General features: G+C 61.4%; 21 protein-coding genes. 13 read left to right on the plus strand and 8 right to left on the minus strand.

The features are described 5' to 3' along the window. Together LXM96_RS16050 and LXM96_RS21635 are read right to left on the minus strand one after the other, a co-directional pair. The coding region (locus tag LXM96_RS16050; protein WP_239999570.1) for a PDC sensor domain-containing protein at positions 1 to 1,397 on the minus strand (1,397 nt) is incomplete at its 3' end. A gap of 221 nt (positions 1,398 to 1,618) precedes the next feature. Next, complete coding sequence (locus tag LXM96_RS21635) at positions 1,619 to 1,744, minus strand: hypothetical protein (protein ID WP_262913710.1); 126 nt, start codon at positions 1,742 to 1,744, stop codon at positions 1,619 to 1,621. On the opposite strand from LXM96_RS21635, the gene LXM96_RS16055 reads away from it, so the two are divergent. Together LXM96_RS16055 and LXM96_RS16060 are read left to right on the plus strand one after the other, a co-directional pair. After that, the gene (locus tag LXM96_RS16055) at positions 1,743 to 2,573 is read left to right on the plus strand and encodes a L,D-transpeptidase (RefSeq protein ID WP_239999571.1); all 831 of its coding nucleotides are present in this window, start codon (positions 1,743 to 1,745) and stop codon (positions 2,571 to 2,573) included. The genes LXM96_RS21635 and LXM96_RS16055 overlap by 2 nt on opposite strands. Before the next feature lie 175 nt (positions 2,574 to 2,748). Next, the gene (locus LXM96_RS16060) at positions 2,749 to 3,462 is read left to right on the plus strand and encodes a L,D-transpeptidase (protein WP_239999572.1); all 714 of its coding nucleotides are present in this window, start codon (positions 2,749 to 2,751) and stop codon (positions 3,460 to 3,462) included. Positions 3,463 to 3,467: 5 nt separating this feature from the next. Here the strand turns inward: LXM96_RS16060 and LXM96_RS16065 are convergent, their stop codons facing one another. Beyond that, complete coding sequence (locus tag LXM96_RS16065; RefSeq protein ID WP_239999573.1) at positions 3,468 to 3,941, minus strand: MarR family winged helix-turn-helix transcriptional regulator; 474 nt, start codon at positions 3,939 to 3,941, stop codon at positions 3,468 to 3,470. Positions 3,942 to 4,081: 140 nt separating this feature from the next. On the opposite strand from LXM96_RS16065, the gene LXM96_RS16070 reads away from it, so the two are divergent. Continuing rightward, the gene (locus LXM96_RS16070) at positions 4,082 to 4,504 is read left to right on the plus strand and encodes an organic hydroperoxide resistance protein (protein WP_239999574.1); all 423 of its coding nucleotides are present in this window, start codon (positions 4,082 to 4,084) and stop codon (positions 4,502 to 4,504) included. Positions 4,505 to 4,560: 56 nt separating this feature from the next. On the opposite strand, the gene LXM96_RS16075 is transcribed toward LXM96_RS16070, so the two are convergent. Next, positions 4,561 to 5,004: a MarR family winged helix-turn-helix transcriptional regulator gene (locus LXM96_RS16075; RefSeq protein ID WP_239999575.1), complete on the minus strand. Its 444-nt coding sequence runs from the start codon at positions 5,002 to 5,004 to the stop codon at positions 4,561 to 4,563. A gap of 51 nt (positions 5,005 to 5,055) precedes the next feature. Here LXM96_RS16075 and LXM96_RS16080 point away from each other — a divergent pair, with 51 nt between their 5' ends. The 7 genes from LXM96_RS16080 to LXM96_RS16110 all read left to right on the plus strand — a co-directional run bounded on the left by LXM96_RS16080 (position 5,056) and on the right by LXM96_RS16110 (position 9,470). Further along, positions 5,056 to 5,802, plus strand: coding sequence for a DUF899 domain-containing protein (locus tag LXM96_RS16080; protein ID WP_239999576.1), 747 nt, complete (start codon positions 5,056 to 5,058; stop codon positions 5,800 to 5,802). Between the two features lie 41 nt (positions 5,803 to 5,843). Further along, positions 5,844 to 6,311, plus strand: coding sequence for a DUF1579 domain-containing protein (locus tag LXM96_RS16085; RefSeq protein ID WP_239999723.1), 468 nt, complete (start codon positions 5,844 to 5,846; stop codon positions 6,309 to 6,311). A gap of 53 nt (positions 6,312 to 6,364) precedes the next feature. Further along, positions 6,365 to 7,177, plus strand: coding sequence for a VOC family protein (locus LXM96_RS16090; protein ID WP_239999577.1), 813 nt, complete (start codon positions 6,365 to 6,367; stop codon positions 7,175 to 7,177). Between the two features lie 118 nt (positions 7,178 to 7,295). After that, positions 7,296 to 7,640: a hypothetical protein gene (locus LXM96_RS16095; RefSeq protein ID WP_239999578.1), complete on the plus strand. Its 345-nt coding sequence runs from the start codon at positions 7,296 to 7,298 to the stop codon at positions 7,638 to 7,640. 109 nt (positions 7,641 to 7,749) lie between these two features. Next, entirely contained in the window at positions 7,750 to 7,989 is a 240-nt protein-coding gene (locus LXM96_RS16100) for a hypothetical protein (protein ID WP_239999579.1), read from the plus strand. Positions 7,990 to 8,078: 89 nt separating this feature from the next. After that, complete coding sequence (locus LXM96_RS16105) at positions 8,079 to 8,603, plus strand: sigma-70 family RNA polymerase sigma factor (RefSeq protein ID WP_239999580.1); 525 nt, start codon at positions 8,079 to 8,081, stop codon at positions 8,601 to 8,603. Between the two features lie 66 nt (positions 8,604 to 8,669). Further along, positions 8,670 to 9,470: an ion channel gene (locus LXM96_RS16110; RefSeq protein ID WP_239999581.1), complete on the plus strand. Its 801-nt coding sequence runs from the start codon at positions 8,670 to 8,672 to the stop codon at positions 9,468 to 9,470. Here LXM96_RS16110 and LXM96_RS16115 read toward each other — a convergent pair. Further along, a complete protein-coding gene (locus LXM96_RS16115; RefSeq protein ID WP_239999725.1) occupies positions 9,467 to 10,738 on the minus strand; it encodes a cation:proton antiporter in 1,272 nt (423 codons plus the stop codon). The genes LXM96_RS16110 and LXM96_RS16115 overlap by 4 nt on opposite strands. A gap of 203 nt (positions 10,739 to 10,941) precedes the next feature. Here LXM96_RS16115 and LXM96_RS16120 point away from each other — a divergent pair, with 203 nt between their 5' ends. Continuing rightward, positions 10,942 to 11,247 (plus strand): alkylphosphonate utilization protein, encoded by a 306-nt coding sequence (locus tag LXM96_RS16120; protein WP_239999582.1) that lies wholly within the window; start codon positions 10,942 to 10,944, stop codon positions 11,245 to 11,247. A 30-nt stretch (positions 11,248 to 11,277) separates the two neighbouring features. Here the strand turns inward: LXM96_RS16120 and LXM96_RS16125 are convergent, their stop codons facing one another. Beyond that, a complete protein-coding gene (locus LXM96_RS16125; RefSeq protein WP_239999583.1) occupies positions 11,278 to 12,816 on the minus strand; it encodes a helicase HerA-like C-terminal domain-containing protein in 1,539 nt (512 codons plus the stop codon). A 106-nt stretch (positions 12,817 to 12,922) separates the two neighbouring features. Here LXM96_RS16125 and LXM96_RS16130 point away from each other — a divergent pair, with 106 nt between their 5' ends. Then, positions 12,923 to 13,903 (plus strand): YihY/virulence factor BrkB family protein, encoded by a 981-nt coding sequence (locus LXM96_RS16130; protein ID WP_239999584.1) that lies wholly within the window; start codon positions 12,923 to 12,925, stop codon positions 13,901 to 13,903. Positions 13,904 to 13,999: 96 nt separating this feature from the next. Next, positions 14,000 to 14,389 (plus strand): hypothetical protein, encoded by a 390-nt coding sequence (locus tag LXM96_RS16135; protein WP_239999585.1) that lies wholly within the window; start codon positions 14,000 to 14,002, stop codon positions 14,387 to 14,389. A 72-nt stretch (positions 14,390 to 14,461) separates the two neighbouring features. Here LXM96_RS16135 and LXM96_RS16140 read toward each other — a convergent pair whose 3' ends face one another. Both LXM96_RS16140 and LXM96_RS16145 read right to left on the minus strand, forming a co-directional pair. Continuing rightward, complete coding sequence (locus LXM96_RS16140; protein ID WP_239999586.1) at positions 14,462 to 15,286, minus strand: aldo/keto reductase; 825 nt, start codon at positions 15,284 to 15,286, stop codon at positions 14,462 to 14,464. A gap of 223 nt (positions 15,287 to 15,509) precedes the next feature. Further along, on the minus strand, positions 15,510 to 16,964 hold the full coding sequence (locus LXM96_RS16145) for a phospholipase D-like domain-containing protein (RefSeq protein WP_239999587.1): 1,455 nt from the start codon (positions 16,962 to 16,964) through the stop codon (positions 15,510 to 15,512). Positions 16,965 to 17,040 lie beyond the last annotated feature (76 nt).

Below are 17,040 nucleotides of genomic sequence, written 5' to 3' on the forward strand. Positions count from 1 at the left end.
AGCGAGGCGGCTTGCTGCTCGGTGCGCTTCGACAGGTCCTCGGCACTCTGGCTGATCTCGCGCGAGCCCGAGTCGATCGAGCTGGTGGATTCGGCAACCGATGTCATCGTTTCCTTGAGCTGCACGACGGCACGGTTGAAATCCTCCCGCAGGCTCTCGAACTCTTCGGCGAATGACTGCGACAGCTGGAAGGTCAGGTTGCCGGCAGACAGTTGCTTCAATCCATCGGCAAGACCCGAGGTGGCCTGCGCCATGGCCTCGGCACGGATGCGCTCCTGCTCGGCCGCGCGGCGGCGCTCTTCTTCCGACTGTTTGCGCTGATGCGCGGCTTCCTGTTCGAGCTCCCGTGTCTTGACCGCATTGTCCTTGAAGACCTGCACGGCACGCGCCATGGCGCCGATCTCGTCTGCGCGTATAAGATGGGGAACATCAACGGCGGTATCTCCGCCAGCAAGCTTTTCCATCGCAACTGTCATCTCCCCCACGGGGCGAACAACGACGCGCGACAGAAGCAGTGCTAGCGTCGCAATCATCAACACCACACCCACGATTGTTGCGATTGCGGCTGCGATGCGGAAATCGCTGACACCGGAATAAGCAATATCACGGTCAATCTGCACGCCGAGGTACCAATCGGAGCGCGGCAGACCCTTGATAGGTAGGAAGCTGACAAGCATGTCCGTTCCTGCAAAGCTGCTTTCCGAGATACTGTTGTCGAGGGTGGGAGTGTTTTCCGGATAAACGTCCTTCAGCGTCTTGGTTACGAGATTACCGTCGCGATGAACAAGGATCGTTCCGTCCTGTTTTACCAGAAAGGCAGATCCCTTGCCGCCCATGTCGACGGATTTGACCATCTCCACCAGAGACACAAGCGAGAAATCCGAGGCTGTGACGCCGGCGAGCTTGCCATCGCGTTTAACCGGCATGGCAGCGCTGATGATCAAGTTTCCTGTCGACGCATCGCTGTATGGATCAGTCAGCACCATCTTGTCCGCCTTGAGGGCGTCCTGGTACCAGGGTCGCTTCCGCGGATCGTAGCCCTCGGGAAGAGACTGCGCGGGAACGGTGGTGAAGACACCCTGCTCATCGCCCATGTAGGTCGACATGAACTCGCGAAGCAGCACCGGGTTGTCGAATGCCGATGTCAGTCCAGATGCGTCCGGTGCCTTGGCAGCGGCATTGGCGGCCAGTTCCGTCAGCATCACGCGCGCACCCAGCCAGTTCGAGATGCTTTGCGCCGCCTGCATACCGGACGAGGCAACTTCCGCCTTAACGGTAGCAGCCGCAGAGTCGCGTTGCAGGCTGTCAATGTAGAGAGAGAAGCCGGAAAAGGCGGCCACAACTACCAAGGATGCTACGGCGAGGATCTTGGTCATCAGGGGCAGGCGGGTGAACATCGTTTACTCCACGAAGAGTTTCTGAGCGTTTGTTCACCCGTGGTAAAACACCATCTCCTAATTCCTCGTGAAGGCCGTTGTCGCATAGATGTTAAAAAATGGTGGGTGGATCATCGGCGATACTCGCATGCCATAGCGAAAGCGACACATCGACCGCCCTACCTCATCCGACTAGGCAATGAGGCAAGTAAGACTGGCGACCGCCTTTCTTTGATGGTGACTCACCGGGATTGGACGGCCTGCGCTGCAGCCTCGACCGTGCGGTGAAAACCTTCCCGCCGCCAGTTTCGCGCCAGCCGCATGCGCCATGGTGCGGCTGCTGTCATCTGCCGGAATCGGGTCGCCATGTCGTTCTTGCCTAAGTCTCTGCGCAAAATTCTGTCGTTCGCCGTCGCCGCGGCCGCAACGGCATTCTTGAGCGGCTGCATCCTGGTCACCGATACGAGCCGCATGAATCCCGATGTCTTCGTCCAGGAAACCGCACCGGTCTTCTACGTTCCGCCCTATGCGGATCCGCCCTCAAATCAGCCGCCGCCGATGCCCAATGGGATTCCGCATAGGCGCCAGCTCTACCCGACTCATTTCCATCAGACCTACCGCCAGACCTACGGCATGCCGGTTTCCAATCCCGTGCATCGGACGATGTACGGCACGATCAGAGACGACGGTCGAACCCTGCCGGCCATCCCTTATTCGCGCATTGACCCGCGCTTCCTGCGCCAGGAAGTGTCGTACCAGACGCAGGAACCGCCGGGCACCATCGTGGTCGATACAAAACAGAACTATCTCTATCTCGTGCAGGCTGGCGGCAAGGCGATCCGCTATGGCGTGGGTCTCGGCAAGGACGGTTTCGGCTGGTCCGGCCGCGGCGTCATCCAGTGGAAGGCGAAGTGGCCGCGCTGGACGCCGCCGAGCGACATGGTGGCCCGTCAGCCGGAACTGCGGCAGTTCGCGGCCGCGGAGGGTGGTGCCAATCCCGGTCTGAACAACCCGCTCGGCGCACGCGCCCTCTATATCTTCAAGGATGGCAAGGATACGCTCTACCGTGTCCATGGGACGCCTGACTGGCAGTCTGTCGGCAAGGCGACCTCATCCGGCTGCGTGCGCATGCTCAACCAGGATGTCATCGACCTCTACGATCGAGTCCCCGCTTCGGCACCCATTGTCGTGCTGTAAGCGGTCGGGAACGGCGGCTCACGGGAACGTGCCTTCCGCTGGTGCGCCTGCTGGCATAGGAATGCGTTAGCCATAGCGTGACAGGCAACTGCGCCAGCGGTACACGAGCGGAACCATTGCGGTTCCATTGCCGTTGATGGACAAGTCAAAAAGAGAAATCGGGCGGTTTCCCACCATGAACAGCAATACCTTCTATTCCCGTCGGGGCGTTCTTGCGCTTCTTGCGGCGGGCACAGCTTCGACGCTGGCCGGTTGTGCCTCCAGCGGTTCGCCGCGTTCCATGTCCGCCACACCGGTGGCCTTTGCTCCGGCGCCGGAGCTTCGGGCCGGCCGTTCGGCTGAGCTCGACGCGATGTATGGGTCGGTGGTTGACGGCGGCTTCGTCATCCCTGCGGTCCCTTATTGGGAAATCAACCCGCGCTACTATCGGCAGCGGGTGAGCGACCCAACGGGCGAGCGTCCCGGGACTGTGGTCGTCGATACCGCGTCCCGCTTCTTATACCTGGTTGAGCCAGGTGGCACCGCGATGCGGTACGGCGTCGGCATCGGGCGCGAAGGCTTCGCCTGGGAAGGTGCGGGCGTCATCGAATGGCGGCAGAAGTGGCCGAAGTGGACGCCGCCTGCCGAGATGATCGCGCGTCAGCCGCAGCTTGCTCGATACTCCGCCGAGAATGGCGGACAACCGCCGGGCCTCGACAACCCGCTCGGTGCCCGCGCGCTCTACATCTTCCAGGGCGGCAAGGATACGCTGTACCGCCTGCATGGTTCGCCGGAATGGAGGTCGATCGGCAAGGCCGTGTCTTCCGGCTGCGTGCGTCTGATGAACCAGGACGTCATAGACCTTTACGAACGCGTCCCGGAGAATGCCCGCATCGTCGTCTGGCAGTAAGTTGACTATTCGGCAGGCTGCTCCCGAAGCAGCCTGCCCTTGATCTCCCGCAGTCCGTCCCGCAAATCCTCCATTTCCTCCAGGCTGCAGCCGGCGGCGGCGCCGATCGCTTGCATCACGCCGGCGGCCTCGCGGCTGAGGGTCTTGCCCTTCTCCGTCAGGACGATCCGCACCTGCCGCTCGTCTTGTTTGTCGCGCAGACGCTCCACCAGTCCCGCCTGCTCTAGACGCTTGAGGAGAGGCGACAGCGTTCCTGAATCCAGCCCCAGTCGTTCGCCGATTGCCTTGACGGCCTGTCTATCCTCTTCCCACAGGGTCAGCATCACCAGATACTGCGGATAGGTAAGCCCCAGAGGCTCCAGCAGCGGTTTGTAGGTGCGCGTAAAGGCGTGGGCTGCTCCGTAGATGGCAAAGCATAGCTGCGCCTCCAGCCGGGGAGGCTCTCGTGTCTTTTCGCTCTTGGTATGCCTTTTCTGCATCTCGATCCTGACATCATCCGCCCGTGGCCTATCTCCCGAGTATCGGCGATGTCGTTCCAGAAAACAATGCACAATGCTATTGCGTAAAATTAAATTGCGCACTACGTAAATGGACGTGGTTCAATCCGAGGAGTTCAAACATGGCAATTCTCTATACGACCAAGGCATCTGCCACCGGTGGCCGTTCCGGCCGGGCCGTTTCCGAAAACGGCGTCCTCGACGTTACGCTGACCGTGCCGAAGGAGCTCGGCGGCGACGGCGCTACCGGCACCAATCCAGAGCAGCTTTTTGCTGCCGGCTATTCCGCCTGCTTCCTGGGCGCGCTGAAGAACGTCGCCGGCAAGGAGAAGGTAACGATCCCGGAGGACGCAAAGGTCACGGCAACCGTCGGCATCGGTCCGCGCGATGATGGCACCGGCTTTGGGATCGAAGTATCGCTGTCCGTCGATATTCCCGGGATGGACCGGACGCAGGCAGAGGATCTGGTGGCCAAGGCGCACATCGTCTGCCCCTACAGCCATGCCATGCGCACCTCAACGGAAGTTCCTGTCTCGGTCGCCTGAGGACGGGGAGGCGGTTCCAGGTTTCTTCCCGCCACCGATCGGGTGTCGGCGTCTGGCTACCTGATGGTAGCCAGCGCCCGCCGCAACGGATCCATGTCTTCGCCAAGTTCCACATCCAGTTCCCCATGCACCCGTTGCCAGATGGGCAGTGCTGACGAAAGAAGGGAGTGCCCCTCTTTCGTCAGCTTCATCAGCCGGCTGCGTTTGTCGTCTGGGTGAAGAAGCGTCTCCACCAGCCCGCGTCGCTCCAGCACCTTCAGGGCAGCCGTCAGCGTCGTCCGGTCCATCGCGAGCAGCTCGGCAACCGGCCCCATCGGCGCCGGCTGCGGGCGGTTGAGCGCCATCATGAGCGAAAATTGCCCGTTGTTGATCCCCAGCGGCTTCAGGGCATTGTCGAAGCGGCGAGCTAGGGCGCGGGCGGCGCGCTGAACGTGCAGGCACAGGCACGTGTCGCGGACATGGATCGTGGTGGAGAAGGGAATCGGCATGCTGTTTGACATGTGCTATATGTGTTGATATCAACGTAAATGTCAAGTCACAGGAGGATGAGCATGAACGCGATTGCTTCGCCGACCAATGCAGTGGTCTCTCGGGAGGAGTGGCTCAAGGCCCGCCGGGAACTCCTGAAGCTCGAGAAGGAGGAAACACGCCTGCGCGACAAGGTGCGGGCTGAGCGGCGGGCCCTACCGTGGGTGAAGATGGACAAGGAGTATGCCTTTCAGGCGCCGGACGGTGAAAAGCGTCTCACCGACCTCTTCGACGGCCGCAGCCAGCTGATCGTCTACCACTTCATGCTGGGGCCCGACTGGGATGCCGGCTGCACCGGCTGTTCCTTTCATTCAGACCACATCGACGGGGCGCTGCCGCACCTGAACCATCACGATGTCACCTATGTTGCGGTCTCGCGTGCCCCAATCGACAAGATCGAGGCCTACCGGAAACGCATGGGCTGGAAATTCCCCTGGGTCTCGTCCTTCGGCTCGGACTTCAATTTCGACTTCCACGTCTCGTTCACGCCGGAGGAGTTGGCGAGCGGCAGCGTCCGCTACAACTTTAGCGAAATTCCGCGCGAGCAGGCCCATGACGAGCTTCCCGGCCTCTCTGCCTTCTACAAGAACGAGAAGGGCGAAATCTTTCACACCTATTCGACCTATGCCCGCGGCGGCGAAGAACTCATCGGCACCTTGATGATCCTCGATCGGGCGCCGTTTGGTCGCAACGAGGAAACGACGATGAACTTCGTCAAGCGCCATGATGAATACGAGCAGGCGTCTGGCGCTTCGTCCTGCTGCAACTAGCAGGGCACAAGATCCGAACCATCAGGAGGGCAGTCATGGGAATGGAAATGGCGAAGCCGCAGGCAGAGCATGGCATCCTGGAAAAGCTTGTCGGGAGCTGGGAAGTGGCCGCCAAGGATATGGGCGACGCGGGTATCTGGACCGAGCAGGTTCGCTCGCTGCACGGCATGTGGTTCGTCGCGGAAGGGAACGGCCAGATGCCCGGCGGCGGTGCGGCCACCACGGTGCTGACCCTCGGTTGCGATCCGGACAAAGGGAAATATGTCGGCAGCTGGATCGGCTCCATGATGACCCACATGTGGGTTTACGAGGGCGAGGTCTCTGCCGACGGCAATACCCTCAGCCTCTATACCACCGGACCCGATTTCGAAGAGCCGGGCAAGACAGGGGAGTATCGCGAGCAGATCATCTTCACGGATGCTGACCATCGCATCTTCAACTCCAGCGCCAAACAGCCGGACGGAAGCTGGAAGCAGTTCATGGAAGCTCATTATAGCCGCGTGTCCTAGATCAGGTCGCGCATGAACACAGCCCTGCAAAGGCCGGGCAGAGGAGGTCGAAAATGCTGCAGACTGCGACGCACACGAGAAGCGAAACCCACGGCAAGTTCATCTGGTGCGAGCTGATGACGTCCGATACGGAGGCGGCGGGCCGCTTCTACGCTTCGGTCTTGGGCTGGTCTCTCAACACCATGCCGATGGGGGAGGAGGAGGCCTACTACCTCTTCCAGATCGGCGAGGGCGACAAGTGCCCCGGCATCGGAGGCATGATGAAGATCCCCGCCCAGATCGCCGGCAGCATGCCATCCAACTGGAGCGGCTATGTGTGCGTGGATGATGTCGATGAGACGGCCCGCGCGTTTCAGGAGAACGGCGGAACGGTCCATCGGCAGCCGGATGACATTGCGGGCGTTGGCCGCTTCGCCGTTGTGGCCGACCCTCATGGAGCCGTTATCAACATCATGACGCCGCAGCCGATGCAGGACATGCCGGCGGCCCCGCCGGAAGGCTCGCCCGGTACCGTCGGATGGAACGAACTCTACGCAGCCGACCTGGGTGAGGCGTTCGCGTTCTACGAGCGGATGTTCGGCTGGACCAAGGACCACGACTACGACATGGGCTCCATGGGCCCCTACCGGATCTTCGCTGAGCACGGAAAACCGGCGGGCGGAATGATGAAGCGGCCTGACGGCATGCCGGCACCGTGCTGGCTCTATTACTTCAACATCGCAGGTCTTGATGCAGCTCTGGAACGAGTTCGGCAGGGCGGGGGGCAAGTTGTTCACGGGCCCTCGGAAGTTCCCGGAGACAGCTGGATTGCCCATTGCCTCGATCCGCAGGGTGCCATGTTCGGCCTTGTCTCCACGCACAGGTGAAGCTCAGCGGACCGGCGGACCTAAAACCGTTAAAGCTGGGTTCATATAGCCACCGTTACCCTGTATGGATGAAGTCCGTGCAGCCTCTGCACGGGCAATGCCAGAACAATAGGTGACGATGCGCAGGATCAGGCTGATGGTGGTGGGTCCGCCACCCTTTCTACCCCCACTCGTGCGCCGCGCATGGAACGGCGCAGGTATCGAACTGCAAGGTCCGGTCGCAGCCGCCGACTTGGCGGCGGCACTGTCGACGTCACGGGCGGATGGCGCCGTCATTGACGTGGACTACGAGGCGCCGACGCTTCTGAACGTCGTGGAACTGCTGGACATGCTTGGCGTGCCGGCATTGTTTGCGTCTGCCCGGCCCGACAATCGAGGGGGGTTCACCTTCTCGCAGCACCCCACAACCATCAATGCCATCGTGAATCAACTGCTCGGCGCCAACGAGATCACCCTCCAATAAAATCGGTGTCATCAAATTGGTTGTTGATCTGTTAAGATTTGAGTCTATCGTTATAGATATGTGGCGCCATCCCGACGTTCACTGCGCCATTCGCGGGAGGAGCATGAACATGTCATCAGATAGGCACTTCTACCCGGAAATATTGTCGTCGAGCGATCTTCGGATTCTGCACGACACTGTCCGTGACCTTCTGGAAGCGGGCCACCAGCGCCATCACGAGCGTGATCCGGAGCAGGTCGCCAAGATCGTGCTTCGACTGTATCGCATAGGCTTGACTGAGCAGGCGAAGCTGACGGATCTGGCGGCTTTGATGTCCGATCAAGAGGCCGGCCTTCGGCACGTCGGCTAACGCTGCAGGCGCATTTCAAAATATTTATGCCGGCAAACGGAACGATATCCGCGGCTTGAGATTTTACCCCGGTATGCGGGAGTTTCTTCATGACCAAGAATGACGTTCTTAGCAGCCTTGAGGCAGACGTTCTTCATCAGGTTCCGGCGCTGCGCAATTTCGCGCGCCGATTTTACCCGAACCCCAACGATGTCGATGATCTTGTGCAGGAGACGCTGGTTCGGGTCTTCGCCAACCTGGACAAGTTCAGGCCAGGCACCAGCCTCAAATCCTGGATGTTCACGATTATGCGCAACACGTTTTGTACCCGCTATGGGCAGGCCAAGCGTGAGTTCGTAGGGGTCGAGGACTGTGCATCTCTGCAACGCGCCATCGAAGCGCCGCAGGAATGGTCGGTTCGTGCGCTGGAATTTCACGAGGCGCTGGCCACGCTCCCGGACCATTATCGCGATGCCTTCGAGACGGTGCTGATGCGCGGCGAAAGCTATGAAGAAGCCGCATCGCACTGCGGTTGCCCGATCGGCACGATCAAGAGCCGCGTAAACCGGGCACGTTCAGCTATTCTGAGAACCATGGGCGAGGACGGCGCAGACGGCGCGATGGTGATCCGTTAGTAGCGCGATATTGGACAGAGGAGGCAAGCGCTTGATGCCGGCGCCACGGCGGCTATGTTGCCTGCCATGAGAATCCTGGTCCCCAACCCGACGATCAAGCCCCGGTTTCACAGCTTTCGCGATCTCCTTCGGCGGGTCGAGCGAGGGCGCGATGCGATGGCGCTTCGCTGGCAGGCGTTTTTCGGAATCGTCGATCTTGCAATCCTCGCATTTTTTCTCTTTGGCCCCTATCTGCGTTCCGGCCGGTCCTACCTGATCATCGACTACATCGTCGCGGTCTGGATCGGGGGCGAGCTCCTTCTGCGCATCATCGCCGCGCCGTCATGGAGAGCTCTCCTCCGGCGGCCGATGACCTGGATCGACATCGTCATCCTGGCGACCCTGCTGTTCCCGCATACACTCTACAATTTCGCATTTCTGCGAGCCATGCGGCTCTGGGCCATAGGAAACAGCACGCTTCTGCGGGTAGGCCTGCGTCGTATGGGTTATCCACATGTCCTCGACGTGGTGCGCGCGCTGATCAACCTCCTGGTCTTCCTCTTCATCGTCACCGGTTTCGTCTACACGAGCTTCTTTTACAACCGGCCGGGTGAGGAAGGCTTCGTCGATGCGCTCTATTTCACCGTGGCCACGATTACGACCACGGGTTTTGGCGATATCACCTTGCCGGGAACTGCGGGCAAGCTCACCTCTGTGATCACCATGATCGTCGGTATCTCCCTGTTCGTCCGCCTGGCGCAGGCGGTTGTGAGGCCCTACAAGGTGCACTTCCCTTGTCCAAACTGCGGTCTTCAGCGCCATGAGACGGATGCCGTCCATTGCAAGGCGTGCGGCAATATCCTCAGGATCCCGGACGACGGTGATTAGCCAACGGTCCCCTTGCGGCGGTGGCGGGGGGCTTTGTCGTCCCACCGCTGCTGGTCGAGGCGGCGCATCACCGGCGTCACCGCCACGCCATGAACGATGATCGAGATCAGGACGATCAGGAAGACGGTGATCCAGAGCGTGGGCTCGGTTCCAAATTCGGCCTGTCCGGTGGCGAAGGCCAGGTAGTAGAAGGACCCGAGCCCCCGAATCCCGAAGAAGCTGATCACCGCCTTTTCGCTGGGAAGGTGCGGCAGGCCGATCAGACTGATCCAGCCGAACAGTGGGCGAATAACAAAGAGCGTCACCAGGGCTACGACAATAATCTCCCAGCTCATCGCCTCGAAGATGCGTCCGTCGCCCAGGATCATCCCGAAGCAGACGATCAGCAGCATCATCAGCAGCCGCTCTATCTGCTCGGCAAAATCATGCAGGCTCTTGTGGTAGGCGTTGTGGCGCTCGACCGAGCGCAGGGTCACCGCGGCAACGAAGACCGCGAGAAAGCCGTAGCCGTGGACGAGTTCGGTCGCGCCATAGCAGAGGCAGGTGATGCCGACTGCCACAAGCCCGTCTCCCGTTCGTGAAAGGCTGGCGCGCTGCGGCAGGCGGAATGTCAGGTATCCAAGAATGCGCCCCGTCAGCCATCCAACGAGAAGCCCGGCTGCAAGACGCCAGATGATATCCACCGCCAGCCAGTGTCCAATGATCTCACCATATCCGTCTCCCAGGGCAGTCAAGGCGATAGCGAGATAAACAAAGGGAAAGGAGAGCCCGTCATTGAGGCCGGCCTCCGAAGTCAGCGAAAACCGCACCTCGTCTTCCTCGCCGGTCTTCGGAGGCCCGACCTGCACGTCTGAGGCAAGCACCGGGTCGGTGGGCGCCAGAACCGCACCGAGTAGTACGGCCGATGCCAGCGGCAGGCTGAGCAGCCCCGCTGCAAGAGCGGCGATGGTCGCAATGGTCAGCGGCATGGCGATGCCAAGCAGGCGCCAGGTAACCCACCAGCTTTTCCACCCGATCGGCCGGTCGAGCTTGAGCCCCGCCCCCATCAGCGCGACGATGACCACGAACTCCGTCAGGTGTTCGGTGAGGTAGCGGTTCTCCAGCGGATTGACCGCAAACGGCGCGACCGGCGACCAGGAAAACACGGCGCCAAGCACGATGCAGAAAATCGGCAGCGACAGCGGCAGTTCGCGCAGCACCATCGGCAGCCACGCCGTGAGCAGGATGACCGCGCCAAACAGCGTGAGGATGATGATGTAGGCGTCCATGTGCCTGCTGGTTTTCCGTTCGAGAGAGGGGAGGCCGCTGTTCCTACCACCCGTAACGGCTCTTGCCGCCGTCCCGTTCCCCCGGACCCGATCCGCTCTCAGCGCGAGCACGGACAGGAGTGCCACGCTTTCGTTCCCCGCTTGTGCCGGTAGTGACCGTGATATAGCGCTGCAGGAACGCAATTCCTGAGTAGCCTCCGCCGATGGCAGCAGACGACGATAACTATATCTATGACGAGGCAACCGGCGAATGGCGACCCGCATCTGACTTGGCCAGTTCTGTCGGCTCGGACGCCGCGGAAGTGCGCGACGCCTCCGGCAATCTCCTTCAGGATGGCGATTCCGTTGCGCTGATCAAGGATCTCAAGGTCAAGGGTGCGGGGCAGACGCTGAAGCAGGGAACGGTCATCCGCTCGATCCGCCTGACCGACAACCCCGACGAGATCGACTGCCGCCACGACGCCATCAAGGGTCTGGTGCTACGGACGGAGTTCGTCCGCAAACGATGAGCGGCAGGTTTGTGTCGGCCGCGCGAAGGTCTAGCGCTTCAGGCTGCCCAGTATCCCGCGTACGATGGCCCGGCCGAGAGAGTTGGCCATCGAGCGGGCGGCACTTTTCATCGCCGCCTCGACCACTGTCTCCCGCTGGTAGCCGGAGCGCCCGGAACCGCGTCTTTCCGCAGGCTTCTCCTCCGGCTTGTCGCCGAAGCCCGGCAGCCTCCAGCGGCCGGCGGCGCTGTTGCCTTCCTCGCTCTCGTGCTTTGCGGCCTCCGCCTTCTTGGCTCGTGCCATCAGAATCTCGTAAGCCGACTCTCGATCGATATCCCGGTCATACTGGCCGGCAATCGGGCTCCGGTTGATGACGTCCTGCCGCTCCGTGTCGCTGAGGGGCCCGATGCGGGAGGAGGGTGGTCGGATCAACGTTCGCTCGACCATGGAGGGCGCACCCTTGCCCTCAAGCGTCGAGACCAGCGCTTCCCCGGTTCCGAGCGCCGTGATGGCCTCCTCGGTGTCGAACGTGGGGTTGGTGCGGAAGGTTTCTGCAGCCGTCCTCACCGCCTTCTGCTCGCGCGGCGTATAAGCCCGCAACGCATGCTGCACCCGGTTGCCGAGTTGGGCCAGCACGGTTTCCGGCACGTCGAGCGGGTTCTGCGTGACGAAATAAACGCCCACACCCTTGGAGCGGATCAGCCGAACCACCTGTTCCACCCGTTCGAGCAGCACCTTCGGCGCCTCGTCGAACAGGAGATGCGCCTCGTCGAAGAAGACCACCAGCCGCGGCTTTTCCGGATCGCCAACCTCCGGCAGTTCCTCAAAGAGTTCCGACAGCAGCCAGAGCAGGAAGGTCGCGTAGAGCCGCGGATTGTTCATCAGTTTTTCTGCGGCAAGCACTGTAATCATGCCGCGCCCATCCTGCGTGGTGCGCATCAGGTCGCGGATGTCGAGCGCCGGTTCGCCGAAGAAATGCTCCGCCCCCTGCTGTTCCAGCACCAGAAGGGCGCGTTGCAGCGAGCCCACGGATGCCTTGGAAACGAAGCCGTAGCGGCTCGAGATTTCGCTGGCGTGCTCGCCCATGTAGTTCAGCAGCGCCTGCAGGTCCTTGAGGTCGAGCAGTGCCATGCCGCCTTCGTCGGCAATCTTGAAGGCAATGTTGAGAACCCCTTCCTGCGCCTCCGTCGCATCCATCAGGCGGGCGAGAAGCAGCGGTCCCATCTCGGCGACGGTCGTGCGGACACAATGGCCCTTCTCGCCGTAGAGGTCGAGGAAGATCGTCGGAGAGGCCGCGAAGTCGTATTCGGAGAACCGGATCTGCTCGGCCCTGCTCAGCAGGAAATCCTTCTCCTCGCCCGGCGCGGCGATGCCCGAAAGATCTCCCTTGATGTCAGAGCAGAAGACCGGCACGCCGGCGCGGGAGAAGCTCTCGGCCAGGATCTGCAGCGTCACCGTCTTGCCGGTGCCGGTCGCACCGGTGATCAACCCGTGCCGATTACCGAACTTCAGTTCCAGATACTCGGCCTTGTTGAAGGAATCGTCGGCGTTTCGGCTGCCACCAAGAAACAGTTTTCCGTCATCCGTCATGCAACCGGCTCTCCCTCGGAACGTTAGGCTGCAAGGGTTATAGATGGCGCCGCAGGGACCGGCAACGGTCGCGCCTGCGGCTCTTTAAGGGTAAGGGAGCAGAGACGTGCAGGACGATGCAGTCAAAGCGGAAAAGCGCGAACCGGGGAGGGGGCGGGAGGCGAAGACACCGCACCAGATCCCATCCAAGGGCCTGAAGGACGTCTTCTGGCGCCTTTACGCTGCCATTAGCGAAGACCGCGTGATGCTCGTCGCCGCCGGCGTGACCTACTATCTCCTGCTGGCCCTGTTTCCCGCCATTTCGGCACTGGTCTCTCTTTATGGATTTTTTGCCAATCCTAGCCAGATCGCCGAACGCATCCAGTTCCTGCGGACGGTCATGCCCGGCGATGCTCTCGATATGTTCGTTGAGCAGTTGCGTTCGCTTGCCAGTCAGGACAGTTCAACCTTGAGCATAGGCCTGATCGCCGGTCTAGGCATCGCCCTTTGGAGTTCCAACAACGGCATCAAGGCGCTCTTCCAGGCCATGAACGTGGCCTATGAGGAGGAGGAGAAGCGCAGCTTCCTCAAACTCACCGGCGTCTCCCTGCTGTTCACGCTCGGCACGCTGATTCTGGTCATCGTGTTGACGGTGGCTGTGGGCGTCGTGCCGGCGGTTCTATCCTTCCTGTCGATCGGCCGCTGGGCGGAAACGGCCATCAGCCTGCTGCGCTGGCCCTTGATGCTGCTCTTCGTGTTAGGCGGCATCGCCCTCCTCTATCGGTATGGACCCAGTCGAGAGCCGGCCCGAGCGCGCTGGCTTACCTGGGGCACCGGGTTCGCAACGATATTCTGGCTGATCGCTTCGCTCGCTGTGTCCTACTATCTGTCCAATTTCGCCGACTACAATGCCACTTACGGCGCGCTGGGCGCCTTGATCGGCTTCATGTTCTGGATGTGGGTCTCGGTCATCATCGTCATTGTCGGGGCCGAAATCAACGCTGAACTCGAGCATCAGACGGCGCAGGACACGACAACGGGTGCGGAGCAGCCGATAGGTGAGCGGGGTGCCTATATGGCTGACCACGTCGGCAAGGCATCCTCTTGATCGGACCAGGTCAATCTGCACATTTGCCTCTGGACGATGCGCGCGCTTCTGTATTACCTTGACGTCAACGTCAAAACATCGAGGAGAGAAACACCAATGAACGAACTCGTGACACGCGTCGCCGACAAGGTTGGCATGGCCCCTGACACTGCGGAAATGGCTGTTGGCATGATGCTGGGCTTCCTGCAGCGCGAAGCCGACGACGCGGCGGTCGCCCGGATGATCGAATCCATTCCCGGCGCCCCCGAACTGGTTGCCCGGTTCAACGGCGAAGGCCAGGGCGGCGGTGGCCTGCTTGGCGGTCTGATGGCAAGCTTCGGCGGTGGCGTCATGGCGCTTGGCCAGCAGTTGATGAGCCTTGGGCTGGGCATGGGCGAGATCACCTCGCTTGCGAAGGAAACCATCAAGGTCGCTCGTGAACATGCCGGTGACGAGACCGTCGACACCGTCGTCGCTTCAGTGCCAGGCCTCAGCCAGTTCGTCTGATCATTCCCTCGTGGTTTGAAAGCCGCCGGTGTCACCGGCGGCTTTTCTCGTTGTGGCTTAGACCGGGCGCTCCTAGTCCCACTCCGGCGCCAGGTGCCCCGGATTGACGATCCGGCCGTCGGGCCGCGCCAGCTTGTGGATCTGAGCCATCTCGTCATCCCCCAGAGCAAAGTCGAAGATGTCATAGTTCTCTGCGAGCCGGCTTTCGGTTGCGGTCTTGGAAAGGGCGATGACGTCCTTCTGCTGCACCGCCCAGCGCAGCACCACCTGCGCCGCCGTCTTGCCGTGGCGGGCACCGATTTCCTTTAGCACCGGATCCTGCGGCACCTTGCCGTCCGCCATCAGGTAGTAGGCGGTGATCGACATGCCGGTCTTGCGCGCTTCCTCGATCACCTTCGTCTGGTCGAGATAGGGATGGTATTCGATCTGGTTGGTGACGACTGGCGCATCCGAAAGCCGAACCGCTTCTGCCATCAGTGCAGTGGAGAAATTCGAGACCCCGATATTCTTCACCTTGCCGGCCTTCCGCAGTTCATTCAGAGCACCCATGCGGTCGGCAAGCGGCATCTCGCTCTGCGGCCAGTGCAGAAGCAGTAGGTCCACATAGTCCGTCTTCAGCTTCGTCAGGCTCTCGTCCACCGAGGTGATGAAAGCGCCATGGCCAACGCGGTCGACCCAAACCTTGGTGGTCAGGAAGATGTCGGCACGCGGAACGCCGGACTTGTGGATGACGTCGCCGACAGAGGCCTCGTTCTTGTAGACCTGCGCGGTATCGACATGGCGAAAGCCGAGCTTCAGGGCCTCGGGCAGGATACGGTAGACGTCCTCGTCGGGCATGCGGAAGGTGCCGAAGCCGAGAGCTGGAATATTGGCGCCATTGGCGCTGACTGAATGCATGTTAAGCTCCTTTGGGATCGAAACGGCGTGGCGCCGAGAAAAGCGATACCCGCTAGATGGATCCGCAAGGGGATCGGTCAACCGGCTTCATCGCCAACGCATCGCCTGCGGCTCCCGGGGAGAGCCGGTACGGCCCCCGATCATGCAAGCAGCGTCCTCTAGAGCAAGTAGCCTGTTCCTGCGGCAAGCCCGCCGGCAGCCATCTGCGCTCCCTCGGATCTCATCAAACGGCGGCCTTGTGGCGGAACCGGTTGCGCAGGAAGCGGGAAGGCCGGTAGCGCACGCCGGAGGGTCGCTCCGGATCCGTCAGGTCTGATTCCGCCACCATCTTCTCGTCTGCCGTCAATTCGCGCATGGGGACGGGACGAAGGCCGCGGCCTTCCGCCCTGTTCAGGCGGTCGATCAAGGTGATCATCGATCCATCTGCGGCGGCCAATCCCTCGTCGATCTCCTTCGGCGAACGGGAAAGATGCTCCGCAAGCAGCCCGCTGCGCTCCTCCAGAATGCTGCGGCGCAGCTCCGGCTCGTCCTCCTTTGCCTCGAGGATGACGTCGCACTCGGTATCGTATCCCATCGAGCGGTTGTTGAGGTTGGCCGATCCGATCTTCAGGATGCGATCATCTGCGATCATCAGCTTTGCGTGGACATAAATGGACGTGCCCGCCGCGTTGACGGGATAGTAGATCCGGAAGCGGTCGCGATGGTCGGCATCCTTGACCAGCTTCATCAGCCGGATCCGGGCCGCATCCATGGTCTTGGATTCCAGCCACCCGTATGTCTTTTCAGGATTGATCAGGACAATTTCCGGAGGGTCCGGCTCCTTCAGCCGCTTGGCGATCGCTTCGGCGATGTGGCGTGAGGCAAAATACTGGCTCTCGATGTAGAGCGACCGGCGGGCCGCCGCGATGATGGCGAGTGTCGCCGTCTCGATCTCCACCACCTGCTTTCGATCGCCGTACTGCGGGGCCGTGCGCGCGATGCCGATCTCCACATCCTCGTATTCGACGGCAAGGTCGTCCGGCCAGGGGTCGCCGTCCGTGTCGACCGGCTCCAGGACTTGCTCGGTCGCCATCTGCCACCGGTGGCGCGCGAGTTCCGCGAGAGCCACAGCAGCTGCTCCCGAACAGCAGGAGGTGGCGTCGTGCCAGGGGTCCTCCTGGAACCCGCGCGGCGAGTGGCGGGCGGGATCATTCTCCTTGTGCTCGCGCGTGTCCCACCGGCAGATCGTCATGTCGATCCCGCCGCAGAAGGCGACCTTGTCATCGATCACCAGGAGCTTCATGTGGTGCGCCGCCATGGGCGGATGAGCGCCATCGAGCTTCAGGTGGATGCGATCGTTGAACAGCCAGCGCAGCATGTAGAACGGCGTCTCGCCGCGCGTGAGGGAGGCGATCAGGCCGACATCCCATTTGAGGATGCGGATGTCGATATCCTTGTTCTTCTTGGCGAGCGAGCTGAGGAACCGCCCCAGCTTGTCCGGCCGCTCGGCTTGTTTGTTGCCCGGCTCCAGGCGGATTCGCGTGTCGAAGTCCCAGCCGATCATGTAGATCGAGCGCTTCGCCTTCAGCATCGACTGCTTTGCCAGACGGAAAAAATCGGCCGCGTCGATGATGACGGAAAAGCGGTCGGCACGGGCTTTTCGCCAGCAGCTTTCACCTTCCGCCAAGATCGTAGTCATCGTCCACCAGTCCCGTGCTTTGAGAGTGTACCAAGGTTTGGGATCAACTGTTGCCGCCTTGGTCTCGGGAACGTCC

This window comes from Rhizobium halophilum (genome assembly GCF_021648825.1).
GTDB classification, from domain to species: Bacteria; Pseudomonadota; Alphaproteobacteria; order Rhizobiales; family Rhizobiaceae; genus Neorhizobium; species Neorhizobium halophilum.